We start from the raw sequence: 18,856 nt of genomic DNA, 5'->3' as shown, positions 1-18,856 counted from the left end.
ATATCTATAAAAAATAGCACTTATGAGTAACGATGTATGTTTTTTATGGAAATGTTTATATTAAATATAAATATTAAAATCGAAGGTTGCTCGAAAGGATGATTTTTGTGAAAATTACTATACTTAAAAATGGTGTTTTGTATGATTTAGAACAAGATAAATACAATATGAAAGATGTTGCTATTAAAGATGGTAAAATAATAGAACTAGGTGAAAAATTAGAGAATAACTATGAAGAGGCAGAGATTATTAATTTAAATGAAAAATTAGTATTGCCAGGATGTATTGATTGCCATACGCATCTTGGAATTATTGAAGAATGTACTGGTAAAATCGGAATTGATAATAATGAGACTTCAAATCCAGTTACGCCTCATCTAAATGGAATTGATGGGATTAATCCCTTTGATATTGCATTTAAAGATGCTGTAAGAGCAGGAGTAACTTGTGTTATGAGTGGCCCTGGAAGTAATAATGTGGTTGGAGGGCGAAATGTTGTTTTGAAAACATATGGAACAATTATAGATAAAATGACAATTAAAAATCCGGCTGGTTTTAAAATATCATTGGGGGAAAATCCATTAAGTACCTATGGTATAAATGATAAATGCCCAGTAACAAGAATGGGAGCAGCAGCTTTAATACGAGAATTATTTATGAGAACGGAAGACTATATAATACGCAAAGAAAATAATAAACTTAAGGAAAGAGACATAAGATTAGAAGCAGTAATCCCTGTGTTAAAAGGACGAATACCGTTGCGAGTACATGCTCATAGAGCAGATGATATTGTTACAGCTATAAGAATTGCAGAAGAATTTAATATTTGCAAAATGGTAATTGAACATGGTACAGAAGCACACTTGGTGAAATCTTATTTAAAAGAAAAAAAGGTTCCAGTAGCTTATGGACCATTACTTACTCCAAGAATAAAAATGGAATTAAAGTCTAGGAATTATAGTTCTATTGTAGAATTGGTGGAAGCAGGTGTAAAGACTGCATTAATAACAGATCATCCTTATAATTCAATTGATTGTTTAAGGACAGTTGCTGCTATAACTTTAGCAAGAGGGCTATCCTTTAAGGATGCAATAAAAGCAATCACAATAAATGCCGCAGAAATATTAAATTGTGAAGATAGAATTGGAAAAATAGAAGTGGGTTATGATGCAGATCTTGCTGTATATGATGGTGATCCTCTTGATATAAAATCAAAGGTTACAAATACAATAATAAATGGGAAAGTTGTATATACAGCAAATGAATACTAGCATATTTTTATAATAAATAAAATAGTGATAAATAATTAATAATAGTGGTTGAAATTCCTAGCGAATTTCTTCCATAATCATTTAATGAAAAATAATAACAAGATAGGTACTTTTTTATATATGAATTAATATTTATATTAAGGAAGTATTTTTTTTGGAGGAAATATGCAAGACAAGAATCCTAAAAGTCTTTTTGGAATAGACATAAATGAGTATAGCCAAAATGTTCAATTTAATGTACTAGCCACAACTATAGATTTTTTATATTTGAGAGCTTCTGGATCTGCAACTGGAAGATTTAGAGTAGATAGGAGATTTATTGAGTATGCAAAGGCGAGTAGAAGTTATGGGATACCAGTTGGAGCATATCATTTTTCATTACCATCCTATGATTTGACTGATGCAGATAGACAGTGTGACGATTTTATAAACACATTACAACAGGGGTTCGGAAATAAAGATTACGGAGATTTATTTCCAGTAATAGACGTTGAAGCACCATTAGATAAATCTATATCTACAAAAACATTAATTAACTGGATTGATAGATTTAGAAAGAGATTTGAACAAAAAACTAGGCGTAGACTTATGATTTATACAGGAACAAATTTCATAGAATTGTATGATAATTTTTATATACCTGGGCGTGGATATCCTTTGAAAAATATGCCACTATGGATTGCTATGTATACAGCAATACCTATTAATCCTAAGTTTCCACCAAATGTTGGGGGATGGACAAGATGGAGAATATGGCAATATAGTGAAAGTCAAAAAGTACAAGGGGTTGATAATCCATTAGATGCAAATTGGGGACCAGATAATATAGATTTATTGATTCAACCAGATGCTGTAGCAGGATTAAAAGCAAGCTTTGAAGGAAGAAACATAAGAGTATCATGGAATAGAAACAATGATATAGATTTGTTAGGATATAATTTATTTGTTAATAGAGAATGGGTTGGAACTGTTGATGAAAAAGCTACAAGCTATACAATACCTGCAAATAAAATAAAAGTTCAAAAGAATGTGCCTATAGAGGTTTCGATAGAAGCTTTTGATTATGACGGAGAGACCTCAAAGACGCGATCAAAAGTAAATTTGTAAAGAAAAAATTATATCATAAATCCAACTGTACCGTGATAATATTACTATCATATGACAGTTGGTGTATGATATAATAATGAAGTTAGTAACAAATTGATATTAATGTAAATTAATATTATAGTTTTTAAAAGTATTTTAAAATGAATTAATGCTTAAAACTTAATTCCTCGAAAGGAGAATAGAGAGTGGAAAAACGGACTGGAAAAAGAGCAAAATCTTCTAGAAGAAAATCTAATGCAAAGAAGAAGGTAATGCTAGCTATATCAGCTCTTGCAGTTATAGGGATTGCTGCACTGGTTGGGTTTAACTTAGTTGCAAAGGGGACAGTTAAGGAATGGGAAAATAAGATATATCCAGGAGTGATGGTGCAAGGGACAGATCTTGGAGGCATGACAAAAGAAGAAGCAAAAAATAAGCTTATTGAAACTTTTGAAACTGCTATAGGTAAGAAAAAGTTAAATATAGAAATAGGGGACAAACATTACGAACTTATTTATTCTGATATTATTCCTAAATATGATATAGACGGAACAGTAGAGCAAGCTTATAGCATTGGAAAAGAAAATGGGCTTTTCAAAAAGTATATGACTATAAAAAATGGTGAAAATTCAAAAAATGAAATTTCACTAGGATTTTCTTATGATGAAGAGAAATTAAAAACTTATGAGAAAAAATTACAAAATGAGGTTGGTCAAGCACCTAAAGATGCTACGGTTAGTATTGATAAAAATAATATTGTTGTAAAACCGGAAACAGAAGGAAAAACAATAAATTTAGAGAACTTAGATTCTAAATTAAAGGAAAATATTAATGGTAAATTAGACGCTGGAGACCCTGTTAATGTGGATGTGGAAATAACTAAACCAAAGATAACTAAAGAAGATTTATCTAAAATAAAGAATTTAATGGGGACTTTTTCTACAAATTATGGTTCATCAGCACCTGGTAGAAGTAATAACATAGAAATAGCAACTTCAGCCATAAATGGGACAGTAGTTATGCCAGGAGAAGTATTCAGTTTTAATGATGTTGTCGGACCTAGAACGGTTGAAAGAGGCTATCAAGAAGCTGGAACTTATGTTGGAAATAAAGTTGAACCAGGAATTGGTGGAGGAATATGTCAAGTTTCTACTACACTTTATAGAGCTGTAATGAAAGCTAATTTAAGATCAGTTGAAAGAACAAATCATTCGATGACAGTAGGGTATGCACAACCTGGGCTTGATGCAACAGTTTCCTATGGATATTTGGATTACAAGTTTAAAAATGTTTATGATTTCCCAATTTATATTCAAGGTACTACTGTAGGTAAAGTTGTTACATATAGTATATATGGAGATTCTAGTGCATTAAATGGAAAAACATATGACATGGCTAATGAAATTTTGGCAACAATACCGCCAGAAACAAAGGTCGTTCCAGATAATACTCTTCCAGAAGGAAAAGAAGTTAAGGATGGGGTAGGGATGACTGGATATCAAGCAAGATCTTACCAAATTACTTATGAAAATGGAGTGGAAGTTAATCGTGAAATTGTTGCAACAGATACTTATGCAAGTGTAGGGATTGTGGTTAGAAAAGGAACCCAGCCAGCAGCAAATTCAGCTGCAGCGACTCCGCCACCAGCAGACGTTCAGCCAATAGCTCCACCACCAGTAGCACAACCAGCTCAATAAAGTTTGAGTCTTAATAAATTTAAAGCATATTTTCTAAGAAAATCAATTTGATATATTAGTGGAGTATGCTTTAAATAGTTTTGACTTGTTTTAAACCATATAGTATAATTTTCTAATATGAAACGATGAAATTATTTGTACAAAATAGGAGAAGGTGAAATTTTGAATTTAAATATAGTTTTATACCAGCCTGAAATACCTCAAAATACAGGAAATATTGCAAGAACTTGCGTTCTTACAAACAGTAAGTTGCATTTGATAAAGCCATTAGGGTTTGAAATAAATGAGAAGCAGGTTAAAAGGGCAGGCTTGGATTATTGGAAGGATCTAGATCTAGAAATACATGAAAGTTATGATGACTTTATGAAGAAGTATGGGGATAAAAAAATTTATTTATCAACTACTCATGCAGAAGCTCATTTTGATGAGATATGCTTTCAAGAAGGCGATTTTATAATGTTTGGAAGAGAAACATGTGGTGTTCCTGAAGAAGTTCATAAAGAAAACATTGGATTTAGAATTCCTATGATAAAATCAAGTACTAGAAGTTTGAATTTATCCAATACAGTAGCTATAGTTGCTTATGAAGCATTAAGGCAGATAGGATTTCCTAATATGAAATAATTGAAGAGGAATGGAGAAATATGGAAAAGATAAAAATCATAACGGATAGTACAGCTGATTTGTCAAAGGGTGTCTATGAAAAATATGATATAGAAGTTTTACCATTACTAATAAACTTTGGTGAAGAGAGTTACTTAGATGGTGTTGAAATAAATCCAGATAAGGTATTTGAAAAAATAGAAAAAAGTAATGTATTACCTACTACAGCTCAAGTGACTCCAAATAGATTCATTGAAGCTTATAAAAAATATTTGGAAGAAGGCTATAAAATTATTTCAATTCATATGTCTTCTGTGATGAGTGGAACTTATCAATCAGCATGTATTGCAAGAGATACATTAGAGAGTAAAGACATATTTGTTGTGGATTCTCAAAATGTTACAGCAGCACTTGGGATTTTGGTTTTAAAAGCAGCTAAACTCAGAGAAAAAGGTTTTAATATTGTTGAAATTGAGAAAGAATTAAATGATGTTAAATCAAAAGTTATGCTGTCAGTATACTTTGATTCTTTAGAATATCTTGTAAGAGGTGGAAGGATTTCTAAAACTACTGGTGTAGTTGGTGGAGTACTTGGGATTAAATTAATTCTTGAGATTAAAGATGGTATTATGTCGGTAAAAGATAAAATTAGAGGAAATAAAAAGGCAATTAAAAAGATTATTAGTGATTTGGAAAATGCAACCTTAGATGATGATGTGCCAGTTATATTAATAGATGTAAATAATATTGAAGTTAAGGAAGCACTAAAAGAGTATATGGATAGCAATAAGGTAAATTATATCGAATGCCCAGTGGGATCAACGGTATCTATACATTCGGGTCCGGGTTGTTGTGGATTGGTATTGTTAACTAAATAATGGAATTATATATATTATATTAAAATAACATGTTTTTATTTTTTTATTATGCTAATTTTAGTTTGTATGATTAAATTGAAATTAGCATAAATAAATAATATTTAACATGTTTTTTATTATAAAAAATTCAATAAACACAAAAGATAGACTTAGGAAAGTGATTAATTTAATAAAATATACCTATAAAATACAAAGTTTATGGTATAATACAGTTGTTAATGAAATTATATCATAAAATTCAAATATTAATGATATTGATGAGGTGTATAATAATATAGATTTAATTGCAATGAATACGTTTAATCGAAGGATTACACAGAATTTATAAGGAGGCAAAATATGAATTTGGATTATGGCATGAAGATGACTCAAGAACAGAGAATGATATTAACTCAAAATATGCAGCAATCTATAAAGCTTTTGCAGATGTCCCTTCATGATTTAAGAGAATATATAGATAATGAGTATTCAGAAAATCCAGTTATAGAAATAAATGAAGAAGTAAATTCGCAGGATGATGTAATAAACGATGAAATGAGTACACGGAATGAATATGATGCAAAAAAAATAACAGAAGAGTTGTATTCAGATAATTATAGAGATAGATCAGAGACAAATTATTCTAATGAAGATGTTTCGCCACTTAATTTTATTGAAAAAAAGATGTCATTAAAGGAATATTTACAAGAGCAATTGGTCGGAACAGATATAGATCAATATACTCTAAGCATATGTAAGTATATTATTGAATCTCTAGATTATAGGGGATATCTAGAAATATCTACAAAAGAGTTAGCAGAGGAATTAACTATATCTGAAGAGATAGTTGAAAAGGCATTAACAGTAGTTCAAGGTCTGGAGCCTTATGGAATAGGAGCTAGAAACATTCAGGAATGTCTTCTTATTCAAAGTATAAAACTTAATGTTTTTGATAATATAATAGAGAAAATGATTTTAAATCATTTAGAGAATATTGCAGAAAATAAATATGAAGCAGTTGGAAAGGCACTTAATATATCACCAAGAGAAGCTCAAAGATATGGTGACTTGATTAAGAGACTTGAACCTAAACCTTCAAGAGGATTTTATACAGGAGAAGAAGTAAATTATATAATTCCCGATGCAGAAGTGAAAAATGTTGATGGTGAATTCTTCATATTAATGAATGAAAGTGTGTTACCTCGCCTTATGGTGAATAAGACTTACAAAGATGTATTACAAAACAATAAAGACTCAGAAACAAACGCATATGTAAAGGAAAAAATTAATCAAGCATTGTTTTTAATTAAGTCTATAGAACAAAGAAAAAATACTTTATATAAAGTATTAGAATGCCTTGTTGATAAGCAAAAAGAATTTTTCATTCATGGAAAACAGCACATAAAACCTTTAACATTAAAAGAAGTTGCTGAAAAAATCAATGTTCATGAATCGACAGTGAGTAGAGCTGTTAGAGATAAGTACGTATTGACAAGTTATGGAACAATTAAAATAAAAGATTTGTTCCAAAGTGGTATGTCTTCAAATAATAATGAGGATATGGCAACAATAAAAATAAAAAATGAAATAAAAGAAATTATAAACGAGGAGAATAAGAGCAAACCTCTTTCTGATCAAGCAATAAGTTCTATGTTAGCAGAAAAAAATATGAATATTTCACGTAGAACAGTTGCAAAATATAGAGAAGAGTTAGGAATTAAATCTTCATCTATGAGAAAAAGATTATAGAAGTAAAGTTTTGACGTTATAATGAAATAATATTAAGCAACCATAATAGCTAATTTTCAATTATTATGGTTGTAAATTTTAAGCTTTATGAAATTTACAGATAATAATGGATATAAAATATTATTATTAGCCTAAGAAAAACGTTTATTTAATGATAGATTAGTGTATTTATGAAATATTGTAGAAAGCTACAAAAAAACTTTCTAGTTATTAAATTTGTTAGAGTTTTTTTGCTTTTTTTGAAATATTATAAAAAAAATTTACTTAAAGGCTTTAAAAATTTGAAAAGGTGTTTTATAATAATATATGTGGGACACAATGAAATAATATGGGACACGTAGTGACCAAGGGAGTGTTTGAGTTGCAGGAAATATTAGAATTACAAAAAAAGATAGTTCCTGAGCTTGTAAATACATTAGAGAAAAGGTATAACGTACTCAGAACGATCTGTCATAATCAACCTATAGGAAGAAGAGTTCTTGCTGACATTTTAAATGTTGGAGAGAGAATAGTCAGAACCGAAATAGGTTTTTTAAAGGAACAAGGATTAATTGAGATAAATACTTCTGGAATGACAGTTACAAGTGAAGGCGTAGATATTATTTATAAATTAAATGATTTTATTCATGAAATAAAAGGACTTTCAGAAGTTGAAAAGAAAATTGAAACTTTTCTTAAACTAAAAAAAGTAATCATTGTCCCTGGAAATGTAGATGAAAATCCACTAGTTCTAAAAGATTTAGGGAAGGCCTGTGCTAATTATGTGAAAGATGTCTTAAAAGATGATTCTATAATAGCGTTAACAGGAGGAAGTACTTTAAAAGAAGTGGTAGAAGCATTTCCTAAAATTACAAATTTGTCAAAAATTCAAGTAGTACCAGCAAGAGGTGGCATGGGCAAGAAAGTTGAAACCCAAGCAAGTACTTTGGCTGCTACCTTAGCCAAAAAATTAAATGGTACTTATAAGATGCTTCATATCTCAGATAACTTAAGTTTAGATATAATAGATACTGTTCTTAAGGAAGAAGCCGTAAAAGCTGTAATAGATACAATTCATAAAGCAGATGTATTGATTTATGGAATTGGTAATGCTGTACAAATGGCAAGAAAAAGAGGAGTTCCGCAGCAAGAAATTGATAATTTAATTAACAATGGTGCTGTTGGGGAAGCGTTTGGATGTTATTTCAATAAGGATTCTCAAATTATATCGGAAACCACTGCAATTGGCATAAAAATTAACGAGGCAAGAAAAATTAAAACACATATTGCCGTTGCTGGAGGTAAAGATAAAATAGAATCTATTATTGCAACTGAATATAACGATGTTGATGGTGTATTAGTCACAGATGAAGCAGTCGCTGAAGGAATAATAAATATACTAGAAGGTTAAATTCAGTTATTAAATTAGTTTGTAAAAATTTATTTTTATAAAAATAAAAAAAGCATTATATTAGGAGGTAATTGTATATGGTAAACGTAGCAATTAATGGTTTTGGAAGAATAGGAAGATTAGCTTTAAGATTAATGATTAACAACCCTGAATTTAACGTGGTTGCAATCAATGACTTAACAGATGCTAAAATGTTAGCACACTTATTCAAATATGATTCAGCTCAAGGAAGATTCGATGGAGAAATCGAAGTTAAAGAAGGCGCTTTCGTAGTAAACGGAAAAGAAATCAAAGTTACTGCTGATGCTAAGCCAGAAAACTTACCATGGGGAGAATTAAAAGTAGATATCGTTTTAGAATGTACAGGATTCTTTGCATCAAAGAAATCAGCTTCAGCTCATATTGCAGCAGGTGCTAAGAGAGTTGTTATTTCAGCTCCAGCAGGAAATGATCTACCAACAGTAGTTTACAATGTAAACCACGACATCTTAAAGGCAGAAGATACAGTTATTTCAGGTGCTTCATGTACTACTAACTGTTTAGCTCCAATGGCTAAAGTATTAAGTGATAAATTTGGATTAACTAAAGGTTTCATGACTACAATTCACTCATACACTAACGATCAAAATACTTTAGATGCTCCACACAGAAAAGGTGATTTAAGAAGAGCTAGAGCTGCTGCAGCTTCTATCATTCCTAACTCAACTGGTGCTGCTAAAGCAATCGGATTAGTTATCCCAGAATTAGCTGGAAAATTAGATGGAGGAGCTCAAAGAGTTCCAACAATCACTGGTTCATTAACTGAATTAGTTTGTACTTTATCTAAGAAAGTTACTGCAGATGAAATTAATGCTGCTATGGCAGCTGCTGCAACTGAATCTTTCGGATACACTGAAGACGAAATAGTTTCTTGCGATATCATCGGAAGCAGCTTCGGATCATTATTCGATGGAACTCAAACTAAGGTTATGGAAGTTAATGGAGAACAATTAGTTAAAGTAGCTGCTTGGTACGATAACGAAATGTCATACACTAACCAATTAATCAGAACTTTAGGATACTTCGCTAACTTAAAGTAATTTGAATTGATCTAATTTAAACATAACGCGCAAATTTATGTTGAAATGAATAAGTCTGGTTTTGTAGTATAAGGCTATAAAGCCAGACTATTTTAAAATACTCAGAAAATATTTTTTAAGAGGTGAAAATCATGAATTTTAATAAGAAGACAATTGAAGATATCGATGTTAACGGTAAAAAAGTATTAGTAAGATGTGATTTTAACGTACCATTAAAAGATGGTGTTATAACAGATGAAAATAGATTAGTTGGAGCACTTCCAACAATTAAATATTTAGTTGAACACAATGCAAAGGTTATCCTTTGCTCACATTTAGGAAAAGATGCTTCTAAATCATTAGCACCAGTTGCTACAAGATTAACTGAAATGCTAGGAAAAGAAGTTGTTTTTGCTAGAGATGAAGAAGTTGTTGGTGAAAACGCTAAAAAAGCAGTTGCAGAAATGAAAGATGGAGACATCGTTTTATTAGAAAACACTAGATGCAGAAAAGAAGAAACTAAGAACATTGAAACATTCTCTAAGGAATTAGCTTCATTAGCTGATGTATTTGTAAATGATGCATTTGGTACTGCTCACAGAGCTCACTGCTCAACTGTTGGAGTAACTGAATACTTAGATACTGCTGTATGTGGATATTTAATTCAAAAAGAATTAAAATTCTTAGGAGATGCAGTTGAAAGTCCAGTAAGACCTTTCGTAGCTATTTTAGGTGGAGCTAAGGTTTCTGATAAGATTGCTGTTATAAACAATCTTTTAGACAAAGTTAACACAATCATCATTGGTGGTGGAATGGCTTACACATTCTTAAAAGCTCAAGGATATGAAATCGGAACTTCTTTAGTTGAAGCAGATAGACTTGATTATGCTAAAGAAATGGTTGCTAAGGCAGCAGAAAAGGGTGTTAAATTCTTATTGCCAGTAGACCATAGAGTTGCTGCAGAATTCAAAGATGTTGAAGCTACAGTTACAGGTGATCAAAACATTCCAGCTGGAAACATGGGATTAGATATCGGACCAAAGACAGAAGCTATATATGCTGATGCTATTAAGGATGCTAAAACTGTAATTTGGAACGGACCTATGGGAGTATTTGAATTCGAAAACTATAACAAGGGAACAATTGCAGTAGCTAAAGCTATGGCGGATGCAGATGCAACTACTATAATCGGTGGTGGAGATTCAGCTGCAGCTGTTAATATCTTAGGCTTTGGAGATAAGATGACTCACATCTCAACTGGTGGTGGAGCATCATTAGAATTCTTAGAAGGTAAAGTATTACCAGGAATTGCTGCATTAAATGACTAATTTTAAATAGTTTGTTAGTAATAGAACAAATAAGTATATCTTATTTAAAGATTAGAATTTAGTAATTACTAAAAATATCATAAAGAAAAAGTTATATTTGAAGAAGCTTTTGGCCAAAGCTTCTTCTAAAAATTTTGACTATGAGGTGGATATGATGAGAAAAGCAATTATCGCAGGTAACTGGAAAATGAATAAAACTGTTGAAGAAGCAGTTAAAATGGTTGAAGAATTAAAACCATTAGTAAAAGATGCTTCATGTGATGTAGTAGTATGCCCTACTTTTGTATGCTTAGATGCTGTAAAGAAAGCAGCAGCTGGATCAAACATAAAGGTAGCTGCACAAAATATGCACTTTGAAGAAAGTGGAGCTTTCACAGGAGAAGTTTCTCCAAGCATGTTAGAAACTTTAGGTGTTGAATATGTTGTTTTAGGACACAGTGAAAGAAGAGAATACTTTAATGAAACTGATGAAGCTTTAAACAAGAAAGTTAAAAAAGCTTTCGAACATAACATAACTCCAATTCTTTGTTGTGGAGAATCATTAGAACAAAGAGAAAATGGAACTACAAATCAAGTTATTGAAGCTCAAATTAAAGTTGATATAGCTGGATTAACTAATGACCAAGTTGAAAGACTTGTTATAGCTTATGAACCAATCTGGGCAATTGGAACAGGAAAAACTGCTACAGATGAACAAGCAAATGAAACAATTAAAGCTATAAGAGCTATGGTTGCTGAAATGTATGGAACAGAAGCTGCTGAAAAGACAAGAATTCAATATGGTGGATCAGTTAAACCAAATACAATAAAAGCACAAATGGCTATGTCTGATATAGATGGAGCATTAGTTGGTGGAGCTAGTTTAGTACCAGCTGATTTCTCTGCTATTGTTAACTATTAATATATTAGTGTAATATATGGACTATGAACAACAATGGGTTCATAGTCCTTTTAATGCTATAAATAATAGGTATTATTTGTTATTGCTTTTAAGCGTGTTATAAGTTGCAATAAGCATGAAAAAATAATATAATTTAAGTGGTAAAAGGTATTAAAAGCACGACAAATTATATTTTTTGTATATATGAATTATGAAAAAATCCATCTATATATTAAATTTATAAATTTAAATTAAATATAGAGAAATTGATTATTAATACGTATATGATACTAATTTAGATTAAAGTATTTGGAGGTATGAAAATGTCAAAGAAACCAGTTATGTTAATGATATTAGATGGTTATGGTATTGCACCACAATCAGAAGGAAATGCTGTTAGTTTAGCAAAAAAGCCAAATTTAGATAAATTATTTGAAAAATATCCTGTTTCACAATTGCAAGCTAGTGGTTTAGCAGTTGGATTACCAGAAGGGCAAATGGGAAATTCAGAAGTTGGACACTTAAATATAGGTTCTGGTAGAATAGTATATCAAGAATTAACTAGAATTACTAAAGCAATATTAGATGGAGACTTTTTTGAAAATGAAGCTCTTAAGTTAGCAATGGAAAATGCTAAAAAGACAGGAGCTGCGCTTCATTTAATGGGACTTTTATCAGACGGGGGAGTTCATTCTCATATAGAACACTTAAAAGGGCTTTTAGAATTTGCTAAAAAAGAAGGCGTTCAAAATGTGTATATTCATGCATTCATGGATGGAAGAGATGTACCACCTTCATCAGGAAAAGAATTTATTGAAACTACTGAAAAGATGTTAGCTGAAGTAGGAGTAGGTAAGATTGCAACTGTAAGTGGTAGATATTATGCAATGGATAGAGATAATAGATGGGAAAGAGTTGAACTTGCATATAATGCTTTAGTTTTAGGAAAAGGTGAAACTGCTAATAGCGCAGTAGAAGCAATAGAAAAATCATATCACGATAATAAAACAGATGAATTTGTGTTACCAACAGTAGTAACAGAAAATGGTAACCCAACTGCACAAATTAAGAATGGAGATTCAGTTATATTCTTTAACTTTAGACCAGATAGAGCAAGAGAAATTACAAGAGCAATCAATGATAAAGAATTTGCTGGATTTAATAGAGAAACATTAAATCTTACTTTTGTAACAATGACTCAATATGATAAAACTTTAGAAAGAGTACATGTTGCATATAGTCCTCAAACATTAACTAATACTCTTGGTGAATATATAAGCAGCAAGGGATTAAATCAATTAAGAATTGCAGAAACTGAAAAATATGCTCACGTTACTTTCTTCTTTAATGGTGGAGTAGAAAAAGAAAATCCAGGTGAAGATAGAAAAGTTATACCATCGCCAAAGGTTGCAACTTATGATTTAAAACCAGAAATGAGCGCTTATGAAGTAACTGAAGAATTATTAAGTAGATTAGATAGCGATAAATACGACATGGTAATTTTAAATTTTGCTAATCCAGATATGGTTGGACACACAGGTGTTGTTGAAGCTGCTGTTAAAGCAATTGAAGCAGTTGATGAATGTGTAGGAAAAATTGCTGATAAGATTCTTCAAATGGATGGATGCTTATTTATTACAGCAGATCATGGTAATGCAGAAACTATGATAGATTTCTCAACAGGAACTCCATACACAGCTCATACTACTCATGAGGTTCCATTTGTATGGGTATCAAATCATACTGAAGGTAAAAAAGTAAACAATGGAAAATTAGCTGATATAGCACCAACTATGTTAACTCAATTAGGAGTTGAAGTTCCAAAAGAAATGACTGGAGAAAATCTAGTAGTATCTAAATAGTAGATATATAACTGCCTTAAGATAATGTGTCTTAGGGCAGTATTTTTTGTGTGCCCAGCATGGGTACGTACTAATCGGTGAAAGTCCGTAATGGGGGCTGATAGTGCCAACCATTAGCCTAAGACAAGGGTGTCCATCGTGAGATGGAATCTGAAGGAAGTCGGCGGCAAAGCCTTGGTCTGAGGTACACGAATTACATTTGAGGCTCAAAGCTACGGGTAAACTTGCAAAACAAAGTAAAGCCCTATAACTATCCGAAGTAGCTTGAGTAAATGTAGCAGATGGATGAGGTGAAAGTGCGTGTTCTTACCTGGGGAGATCTGATAGATACGTACCATAAGAATTAAATTTCTAGGTCACAACCTATATAGTGATATATAGCTGAACTATCAGAAGTCAGCAGAAGTCATAGTAACTCCGCTAATCGCGATAGCGGATGAAGGACTGAACGTTAGGAGGTTTACAACTTTGGATAAATCAAAGAAAGCAGAAAACTCAATATAGAGACCAATTGATGGAAGTAGAAGTGGAACTTCAAGGTAAATCAAAGGTGCCGAGTAATTCTAGGGTTTTACCAAATAGAGAAAGCGTAAACGATGGAGCATTTGATACTAGTAGATTACTTGAAGAAGTTCTAGAAAGAAATAATATGCTTTTAGCACTTAAAAGAGTAATTAGCAATAAAGGTAGTCATGGTGTTGATGGAATGAAGACCGATGAACTTCGTGAGCATATCAAGAAACACTGGGAAACAATTAAAGTTAAACTACTAGAAAGTAAATATAATCCGTCACCTGTAAGGAGAAAAGAAATATCTAAACCAGATGGTGGAGTTAGACTTTTGGGAATACCAACTGTACAAGATAGATTAATTCAACAAGCAATTGCTCAAGTATTATCTAAAATATATGAACCTCTATTCTCCGAAAATAGTTTCGGTTTCCGACCTCATAGAGGAGCAAAGGACGCTATAACGAAATCAAAACAGTATATAACTCAAGGAAATAGATGGGTTATAGATATGGATTTAGAGAAATTCTTTGATAAAGTTAATCATGATATTCTCATGAACAAACTTGAAAAGAAGATACAAGACAAAAGGTTATTATCTCTAATAAGAAAATATCTTAAAAGCGGAATTCTCATAAATGGGGTCTCGGTAGCAAGTGAAGAAGGGACACCACAAGGTGGTCCGTTAAGTCCGCTATTAGCTAATATAATGTTAGATGAATTGGATAAAGAACTTGAAAGACGAGGTCACAAATTTTGTAGATATGCAGATGATAATAACATATATGTTAAAAGCAAAAGAGCAGGGTTTAGAGTAATGAAATCTATAACCAATATAATTGAAAATAATTTGAAACTTAAAGTAAACAAGGATAAAAGTGCAGTAGACTTTGTATCAAAACGAAAGTTTTTAGGATTTTCGTTTTACTTCTCGAAAAGCGGAGCAGAAATAAGAATCCATGAGAAATCTATAAAGAAATTCAAGGAAAAGGTCAAATTCTATACTAACAGAAATAAAGGAATTAGTATGGAATACAGGCTACACAAATTAAATCAAATCACAAAAGGATGGATTAATTACTATGGAATTGCTAACGCACGCGGAAAGCTAATTGAACTAGATAAATGGATTAGAAGAAGACTAAGAGCTTGCATATGGAAACAATGGAAGAAGATCAGCACTAAACAAAGAAATCTGGCTAAATTAGGAATCGATAAATACAAAGCATGGGAATATGCAAATACAAGAAAAGGCTATTGGAGAATATCCAAAAGCCCAATTTTGAGCAAGTCTTTAAACAATAAATACCTAGAATCTCTAGGATTTATTAGTCTAACACAAACATATCAAATGAGACATTAAATTCTGATGAACCGCCGTATACCGAACGGTACGTACGGTGGTGTGAGAGGTCGGAAAACAAAATAATTGTTTTCCTCCTACTCGATTGTTTATAATTACATAATAAATTAAAATGTATAAAGATTTTGAGATTTTAAAGAAAATTGTTGTATTGAAATATTATGAAAAAATTAGATTTATGGAAGTTTAGAGGATTGTTTAAGTGAATTTGCATAAACTAAATTCCTAATTAATATATTTATAAAAAAGATTTAGGGTTGATAATATGAAGAAAAATTTTGCATACTCTGCTGATTTTGATGAGGTTACAGAAAAACTATTTAGAGAAGCTGTTTACTTAGGTGAAGGGAATAATGGTGTTGTATATGAATTACCCAATAGAAAAGCTATCAAAATATTTTTAAAGAAAAAAGTATGTAATGATGAAGGTAGTATCCTTGCTAAAACAAATGGGTCTAAATATTTTCCACGGTTATACAAGAGAGGTAATCTATATGTAATAAGAGATTTGGTAGATGGTAAGAGATTAGATAAGTATATTAGACAAAATGGGTTAAGTGAAAAGCTAATTAAAAATATTTACGAATTGCTGCTTGAATTCAAAAAATTAAAATTCAAAAAATTAGATGTTAGATGTAAGGATGTTTATGTTTCAGATAGTGAGAAGTTAATGATAATAGATCCTAAAAAAGCATATAGTAGAAATGTTGATTATCCAAGGCATCTGATGAAGGGATTATATAAAGTTGGAGTATTGGATGAATTTTTGACTGAAATAAGAAAAATAAATTTAAAGAAAGCAACACTATGGGAATTAAAATTTCTAAGATATTGTGAAAATGAAAATACACACATCTAAAAAGAGCAGCTATGCTGCAACAACGGAACTTAATATAGTAATTTTTGACTTGCTATTTATTATCATGTGCCTAAAAATAAAATGAATATACACATCTAAAAAGAGCAGCTATGCTGCAATACGGATCAATTATAAAAAGAGCAGCTATGCTGCAATAAGGATCAATCTTAAATTTTAGATCTATTATGTATAGATATCCAAAGCGAGAGTTAGACTTATGCAACAATTACCGAAATCAGATACATTTATCTTCCACAGGACTAGTGAAATTTTCGCTGGAAGGTTCTAAGTGGAAGGTTGCACCCATTTCTGCATGTTCCTAAAGTAAATTTATGACAAGCAGAAAATGAAACAACCTTCCACTAATAACCATCATCAGCTCAATTTCACATGCCTGCTTCCAGAAAAATGTATCTAATTTTTAGTGTAGTGTTACGATTATAATTTCTCGATAATGCATACATATTCCATTTATAAGTTTGAGCATTAATTTGGATATCTATATTCTTATGTTCATAAAAATAAAATGAATATACACATCTAAAAAGAGCAGCTATGCTGCAACAACGGAACTTAATATAGAAATTTTTGACTTGCTATTTATTATCAGGTGCCTAGAATAAAATGAATATACACCTTAAAAAAGAGCAGCTATGCTGTAATTAGGATCAATTCTTTAAAAAGAGCAGCTTTGCTGCAATACGGATCAATTTTAATTTTGGACTTGTTATTTATTATCATGTACCTAAAAATAAAATGAATATACACATCTAAAAAGAGCAGCTATGCTGCAACATCGGAACTTAATATAGCAATTTTTTACTTGTTATTTATTATTATGTGTATATAAATAAAATGCATATAAAAAAAATAATTTCAAATAATATTATGGTAGGTTAAAAATTATTAAATAACCAAGTATAAGCTAGGTTATTTAATAATTTACCTCGATTTTGTATAAAAATGAGGAGGTAATATTAAATGAAAGATTATTTAGAAATTGTAGATGTAGTTGCAAGACAAATTATTGACTCTAGATGTTTCCCAACGGTGGAAGTAGAGATATATTTAGAAGATGGAACTATAGGAAGAGCGGCTGTTCCATCAGGTGCGTCAACAGGAATGTATGAAGCAGTAGAATTAAGAGATGGGGATAAGGATAATTATTTAGGTAAAAGTGTGTTAAAGGCAGTAAAAAATGTTAATGAAACTATTGCTGAAGAGTTAATAGGCTGCAATGTATTTGAGCAAACATATATTGATAAAATGCTTATTGATTTAGATGGAACTGAAAATAAAGGCAAGTTAGGTGCAAATGCAATTTTAGGTGTATCATTGGCAGTTGCAAATGCAGCTGCTAATGCATTGGAAATGCCACTATATAGATATATAGGAGGAGTTAATGCAAAAGTATTACCAGTACCTATGATGAATATTTTAAATGGAGGGTCTCATGCAGACAATTCTGTGGATTTACAAGAATTTATGATTATGCCAGCTGGAGCAAAAAGCTTTAGTGAAGCTCTAAAAATGTGTGCAGAAGTATACCATATATTGAAGAAAATTTTAAATGATAAAGGGTATGCAACAGGCATTGGTGATGAAGGTGGATTTGCTCCAAACTTAAAATCAAATCAAGAAGCTCTTGATGTTATAATTGAAGCAATAGAAAAAGCAGGATATAAACCAGGAGAAGAAATCTTCATAGCTATTGATGCTGCCTCATCAGAATATTATAAGGATGGAAAATATGTATTAGAACATGAAGGAAGAACACTTACAGCTGCAGAAATGGTAGATTTCTTTGAAGATTGGGTTAATAAATATCCAATTATATCTATTGAAGATGGAATGGCAGAAGAAGATTGGGAAGGTTGGAAACTCATAACTGAAAGGTTAGGGAAGAAAGTTCAATTGGTTGGTGATGATTTATTTGTTACTAATACTGAAAGGTTAGAAAAAGGTATTGAACTTGGTGTAGCTAACTCAATATTGATTAAATTAAATCAAATTGGTACATTAACAGAAACTTTAAATGCTATAGAAATGGCTAATAGAGCAGGATATACTGCAGTAGTATCACATAGATCTGGAGAAACAGAAGATACAACTATTGCTGACTTAGTTGTTGCTGTTAATGCAGGTCAAATAAAAACAGGAGCTCCAGCAAGATCCGAAAGAGTAGCCAAATATAATCAATTGTTGAGAATAGAGGAAGAATTGTTTGAGGTGGCTGAATATAGAGGAAAAAAGGCATTCTTTAATGTAAAATAATGCTTGAATTATTGTAATCAATAACGTAAAACAAAAATTTATGTTATTGATTATTTTTTTTTGTATTAC

The 18,856-nt window shown here is 31.2% G+C and carries 14 protein-coding genes; all 14 read left to right on the top strand.

Going from position 1 to position 18,856, the window contains the following annotated elements; genetic code table 11:
• Positions 1–98: 98 nt before the first annotated feature.
• The 14 genes from CSPA_RS24885 (at position 99) to eno (ending at position 18,787) form a co-directional block, all read left to right on the top strand.
• Positions 99–1,271, top strand: a complete 1,173-nt coding sequence (locus tag CSPA_RS24885; RefSeq protein ID WP_015395178.1) for an amidohydrolase — start codon at positions 99–101, stop codon at positions 1,269–1,271.
• A 165-nt stretch (positions 1,272–1,436) separates the two neighbouring features.
• Positions 1,437–2,378 (top strand): glycoside hydrolase family 25 protein, encoded by a 942-nt coding sequence (locus CSPA_RS24880; protein WP_015395177.1) that lies wholly within the window; start codon positions 1,437–1,439, stop codon positions 2,376–2,378.
• 185 nt (positions 2,379–2,563) lie between these two features.
• Positions 2,564–4,054 (top strand): VanW family protein, encoded by a 1,491-nt coding sequence (locus CSPA_RS24875; RefSeq protein ID WP_015395176.1) that lies wholly within the window; start codon positions 2,564–2,566, stop codon positions 4,052–4,054.
• Positions 4,055–4,216: 162 nt separating this feature from the next.
• Positions 4,217–4,678: a tRNA (cytidine(34)-2'-O)-methyltransferase gene (locus CSPA_RS24870; protein ID WP_015395175.1), complete on the top strand. Its 462-nt coding sequence runs from the start codon at positions 4,217–4,219 to the stop codon at positions 4,676–4,678.
• A gap of 20 nt (positions 4,679–4,698) precedes the next feature.
• Positions 4,699–5,535, top strand: coding sequence for a DegV family protein (locus CSPA_RS24865; protein WP_015395174.1), 837 nt, complete (start codon positions 4,699–4,701; stop codon positions 5,533–5,535).
• A gap of 339 nt (positions 5,536–5,874) precedes the next feature.
• Positions 5,875–7,263: an RNA polymerase factor sigma-54 gene (gene rpoN / locus CSPA_RS24860; RefSeq protein WP_015395173.1), complete on the top strand. Its 1,389-nt coding sequence runs from the start codon at positions 5,875–5,877 to the stop codon at positions 7,261–7,263.
• A 328-nt stretch (positions 7,264–7,591) separates the two neighbouring features.
• The gene (locus tag CSPA_RS24855; protein WP_077366232.1) at positions 7,592–8,653 is read left to right on the top strand and encodes a sugar-binding transcriptional regulator; all 1,062 of its coding nucleotides are present in this window, start codon (positions 7,592–7,594) and stop codon (positions 8,651–8,653) included.
• A 77-nt stretch (positions 8,654–8,730) separates the two neighbouring features.
• Positions 8,731–9,732, top strand: a complete 1,002-nt coding sequence (gene gap / locus CSPA_RS24850) for a type I glyceraldehyde-3-phosphate dehydrogenase (RefSeq protein WP_015395171.1) — start codon at positions 8,731–8,733, stop codon at positions 9,730–9,732.
• A 131-nt stretch (positions 9,733–9,863) separates the two neighbouring features.
• Complete coding sequence (locus CSPA_RS24845; RefSeq protein ID WP_015395170.1) at positions 9,864–11,039, top strand: phosphoglycerate kinase; 1,176 nt, start codon at positions 9,864–9,866, stop codon at positions 11,037–11,039.
• Between the two features lie 154 nt (positions 11,040–11,193).
• On the top strand, positions 11,194–11,940 hold the full coding sequence (tpiA, locus tag CSPA_RS24840) for a triose-phosphate isomerase (protein WP_015395169.1): 747 nt from the start codon (positions 11,194–11,196) through the stop codon (positions 11,938–11,940).
• A 302-nt stretch (positions 11,941–12,242) separates the two neighbouring features.
• Positions 12,243–13,781 carry a 2,3-bisphosphoglycerate-independent phosphoglycerate mutase gene (gene gpmI, locus CSPA_RS24835; RefSeq protein WP_015395168.1) on the top strand — a complete coding sequence of 513 codons (1,539 nt, stop codon included), beginning with the start codon at positions 12,243–12,245 and terminating at the stop codon, positions 13,779–13,781.
• Positions 13,782–14,295: 514 nt separating this feature from the next.
• Positions 14,296–15,654: a group II intron reverse transcriptase/maturase gene (gene ltrA, locus CSPA_RS24830; RefSeq protein ID WP_015395167.1), complete on the top strand. Its 1,359-nt coding sequence runs from the start codon at positions 14,296–14,298 to the stop codon at positions 15,652–15,654.
• A gap of 265 nt (positions 15,655–15,919) precedes the next feature.
• Positions 15,920–16,513, top strand: a complete 594-nt coding sequence (locus tag CSPA_RS24825) for a hypothetical protein (protein WP_015395166.1) — start codon at positions 15,920–15,922, stop codon at positions 16,511–16,513.
• 981 nt (positions 16,514–17,494) lie between these two features.
• On the top strand, positions 17,495–18,787 hold the full coding sequence (gene eno, locus CSPA_RS24820; protein WP_015395165.1) for a phosphopyruvate hydratase: 1,293 nt from the start codon (positions 17,495–17,497) through the stop codon (positions 18,785–18,787).
• Positions 18,788–18,856: the final 69 nt, after the last annotated feature.

Source organism: Clostridium saccharoperbutylacetonicum N1-4(HMT), from assembly GCF_000340885.1.
Classification (GTDB): Bacteria; Bacillota; Clostridia; order Clostridiales; family Clostridiaceae; genus Clostridium; species Clostridium saccharoperbutylacetonicum.
Note: the sequence above shows the minus strand (reverse complement) of the source record. Positions and strands in the feature narration are given on the sequence as shown.

What these genes read in the sequence shown, in the direction of transcription:
- CSPA_RS24855 (WP_077366232.1), top strand. Translation starts at nt 7,592, where the DNA reads ATGGGACACGTAGTGACCAAGGGAGTGTTTGAGTTGCAGGAAATATTA.
- gpmI (WP_015395168.1), top strand. Translation starts at nt 12,243, where the DNA reads ATGTCAAAGAAACCAGTTATGTTAATGATATTAGATGGTTATGGTATT.
- CSPA_RS24880 (WP_015395177.1), top strand. Translation starts at nt 1,437, where the DNA reads ATGCAAGACAAGAATCCTAAAAGTCTTTTTGGAATAGACATAAATGAG.
- CSPA_RS24865 (WP_015395174.1), top strand. Translation starts at nt 4,699, where the DNA reads ATGGAAAAGATAAAAATCATAACGGATAGTACAGCTGATTTGTCAAAG.
- rpoN (WP_015395173.1), top strand. Translation starts at nt 5,875, where the DNA reads ATGAATTTGGATTATGGCATGAAGATGACTCAAGAACAGAGAATGATA.
- gap (WP_015395171.1), top strand. Translation starts at nt 8,731, where the DNA reads ATGGTAAACGTAGCAATTAATGGTTTTGGAAGAATAGGAAGATTAGCT.
- ltrA (WP_015395167.1), top strand. Translation starts at nt 14,296, where the DNA reads ATGGAAGTAGAAGTGGAACTTCAAGGTAAATCAAAGGTGCCGAGTAAT.
- tpiA (WP_015395169.1), top strand. Translation starts at nt 11,194, where the DNA reads ATGAGAAAAGCAATTATCGCAGGTAACTGGAAAATGAATAAAACTGTT.
- eno (WP_015395165.1), top strand. Translation starts at nt 17,495, where the DNA reads ATGAAAGATTATTTAGAAATTGTAGATGTAGTTGCAAGACAAATTATT.
- CSPA_RS24845 (WP_015395170.1), top strand. Translation starts at nt 9,864, where the DNA reads ATGAATTTTAATAAGAAGACAATTGAAGATATCGATGTTAACGGTAAA.
- CSPA_RS24885 (WP_015395178.1), top strand. Translation starts at nt 99, where the DNA reads ATGATTTTTGTGAAAATTACTATACTTAAAAATGGTGTTTTGTATGAT.
- CSPA_RS24825 (WP_015395166.1), top strand. Translation starts at nt 15,920, where the DNA reads ATGAAGAAAAATTTTGCATACTCTGCTGATTTTGATGAGGTTACAGAA.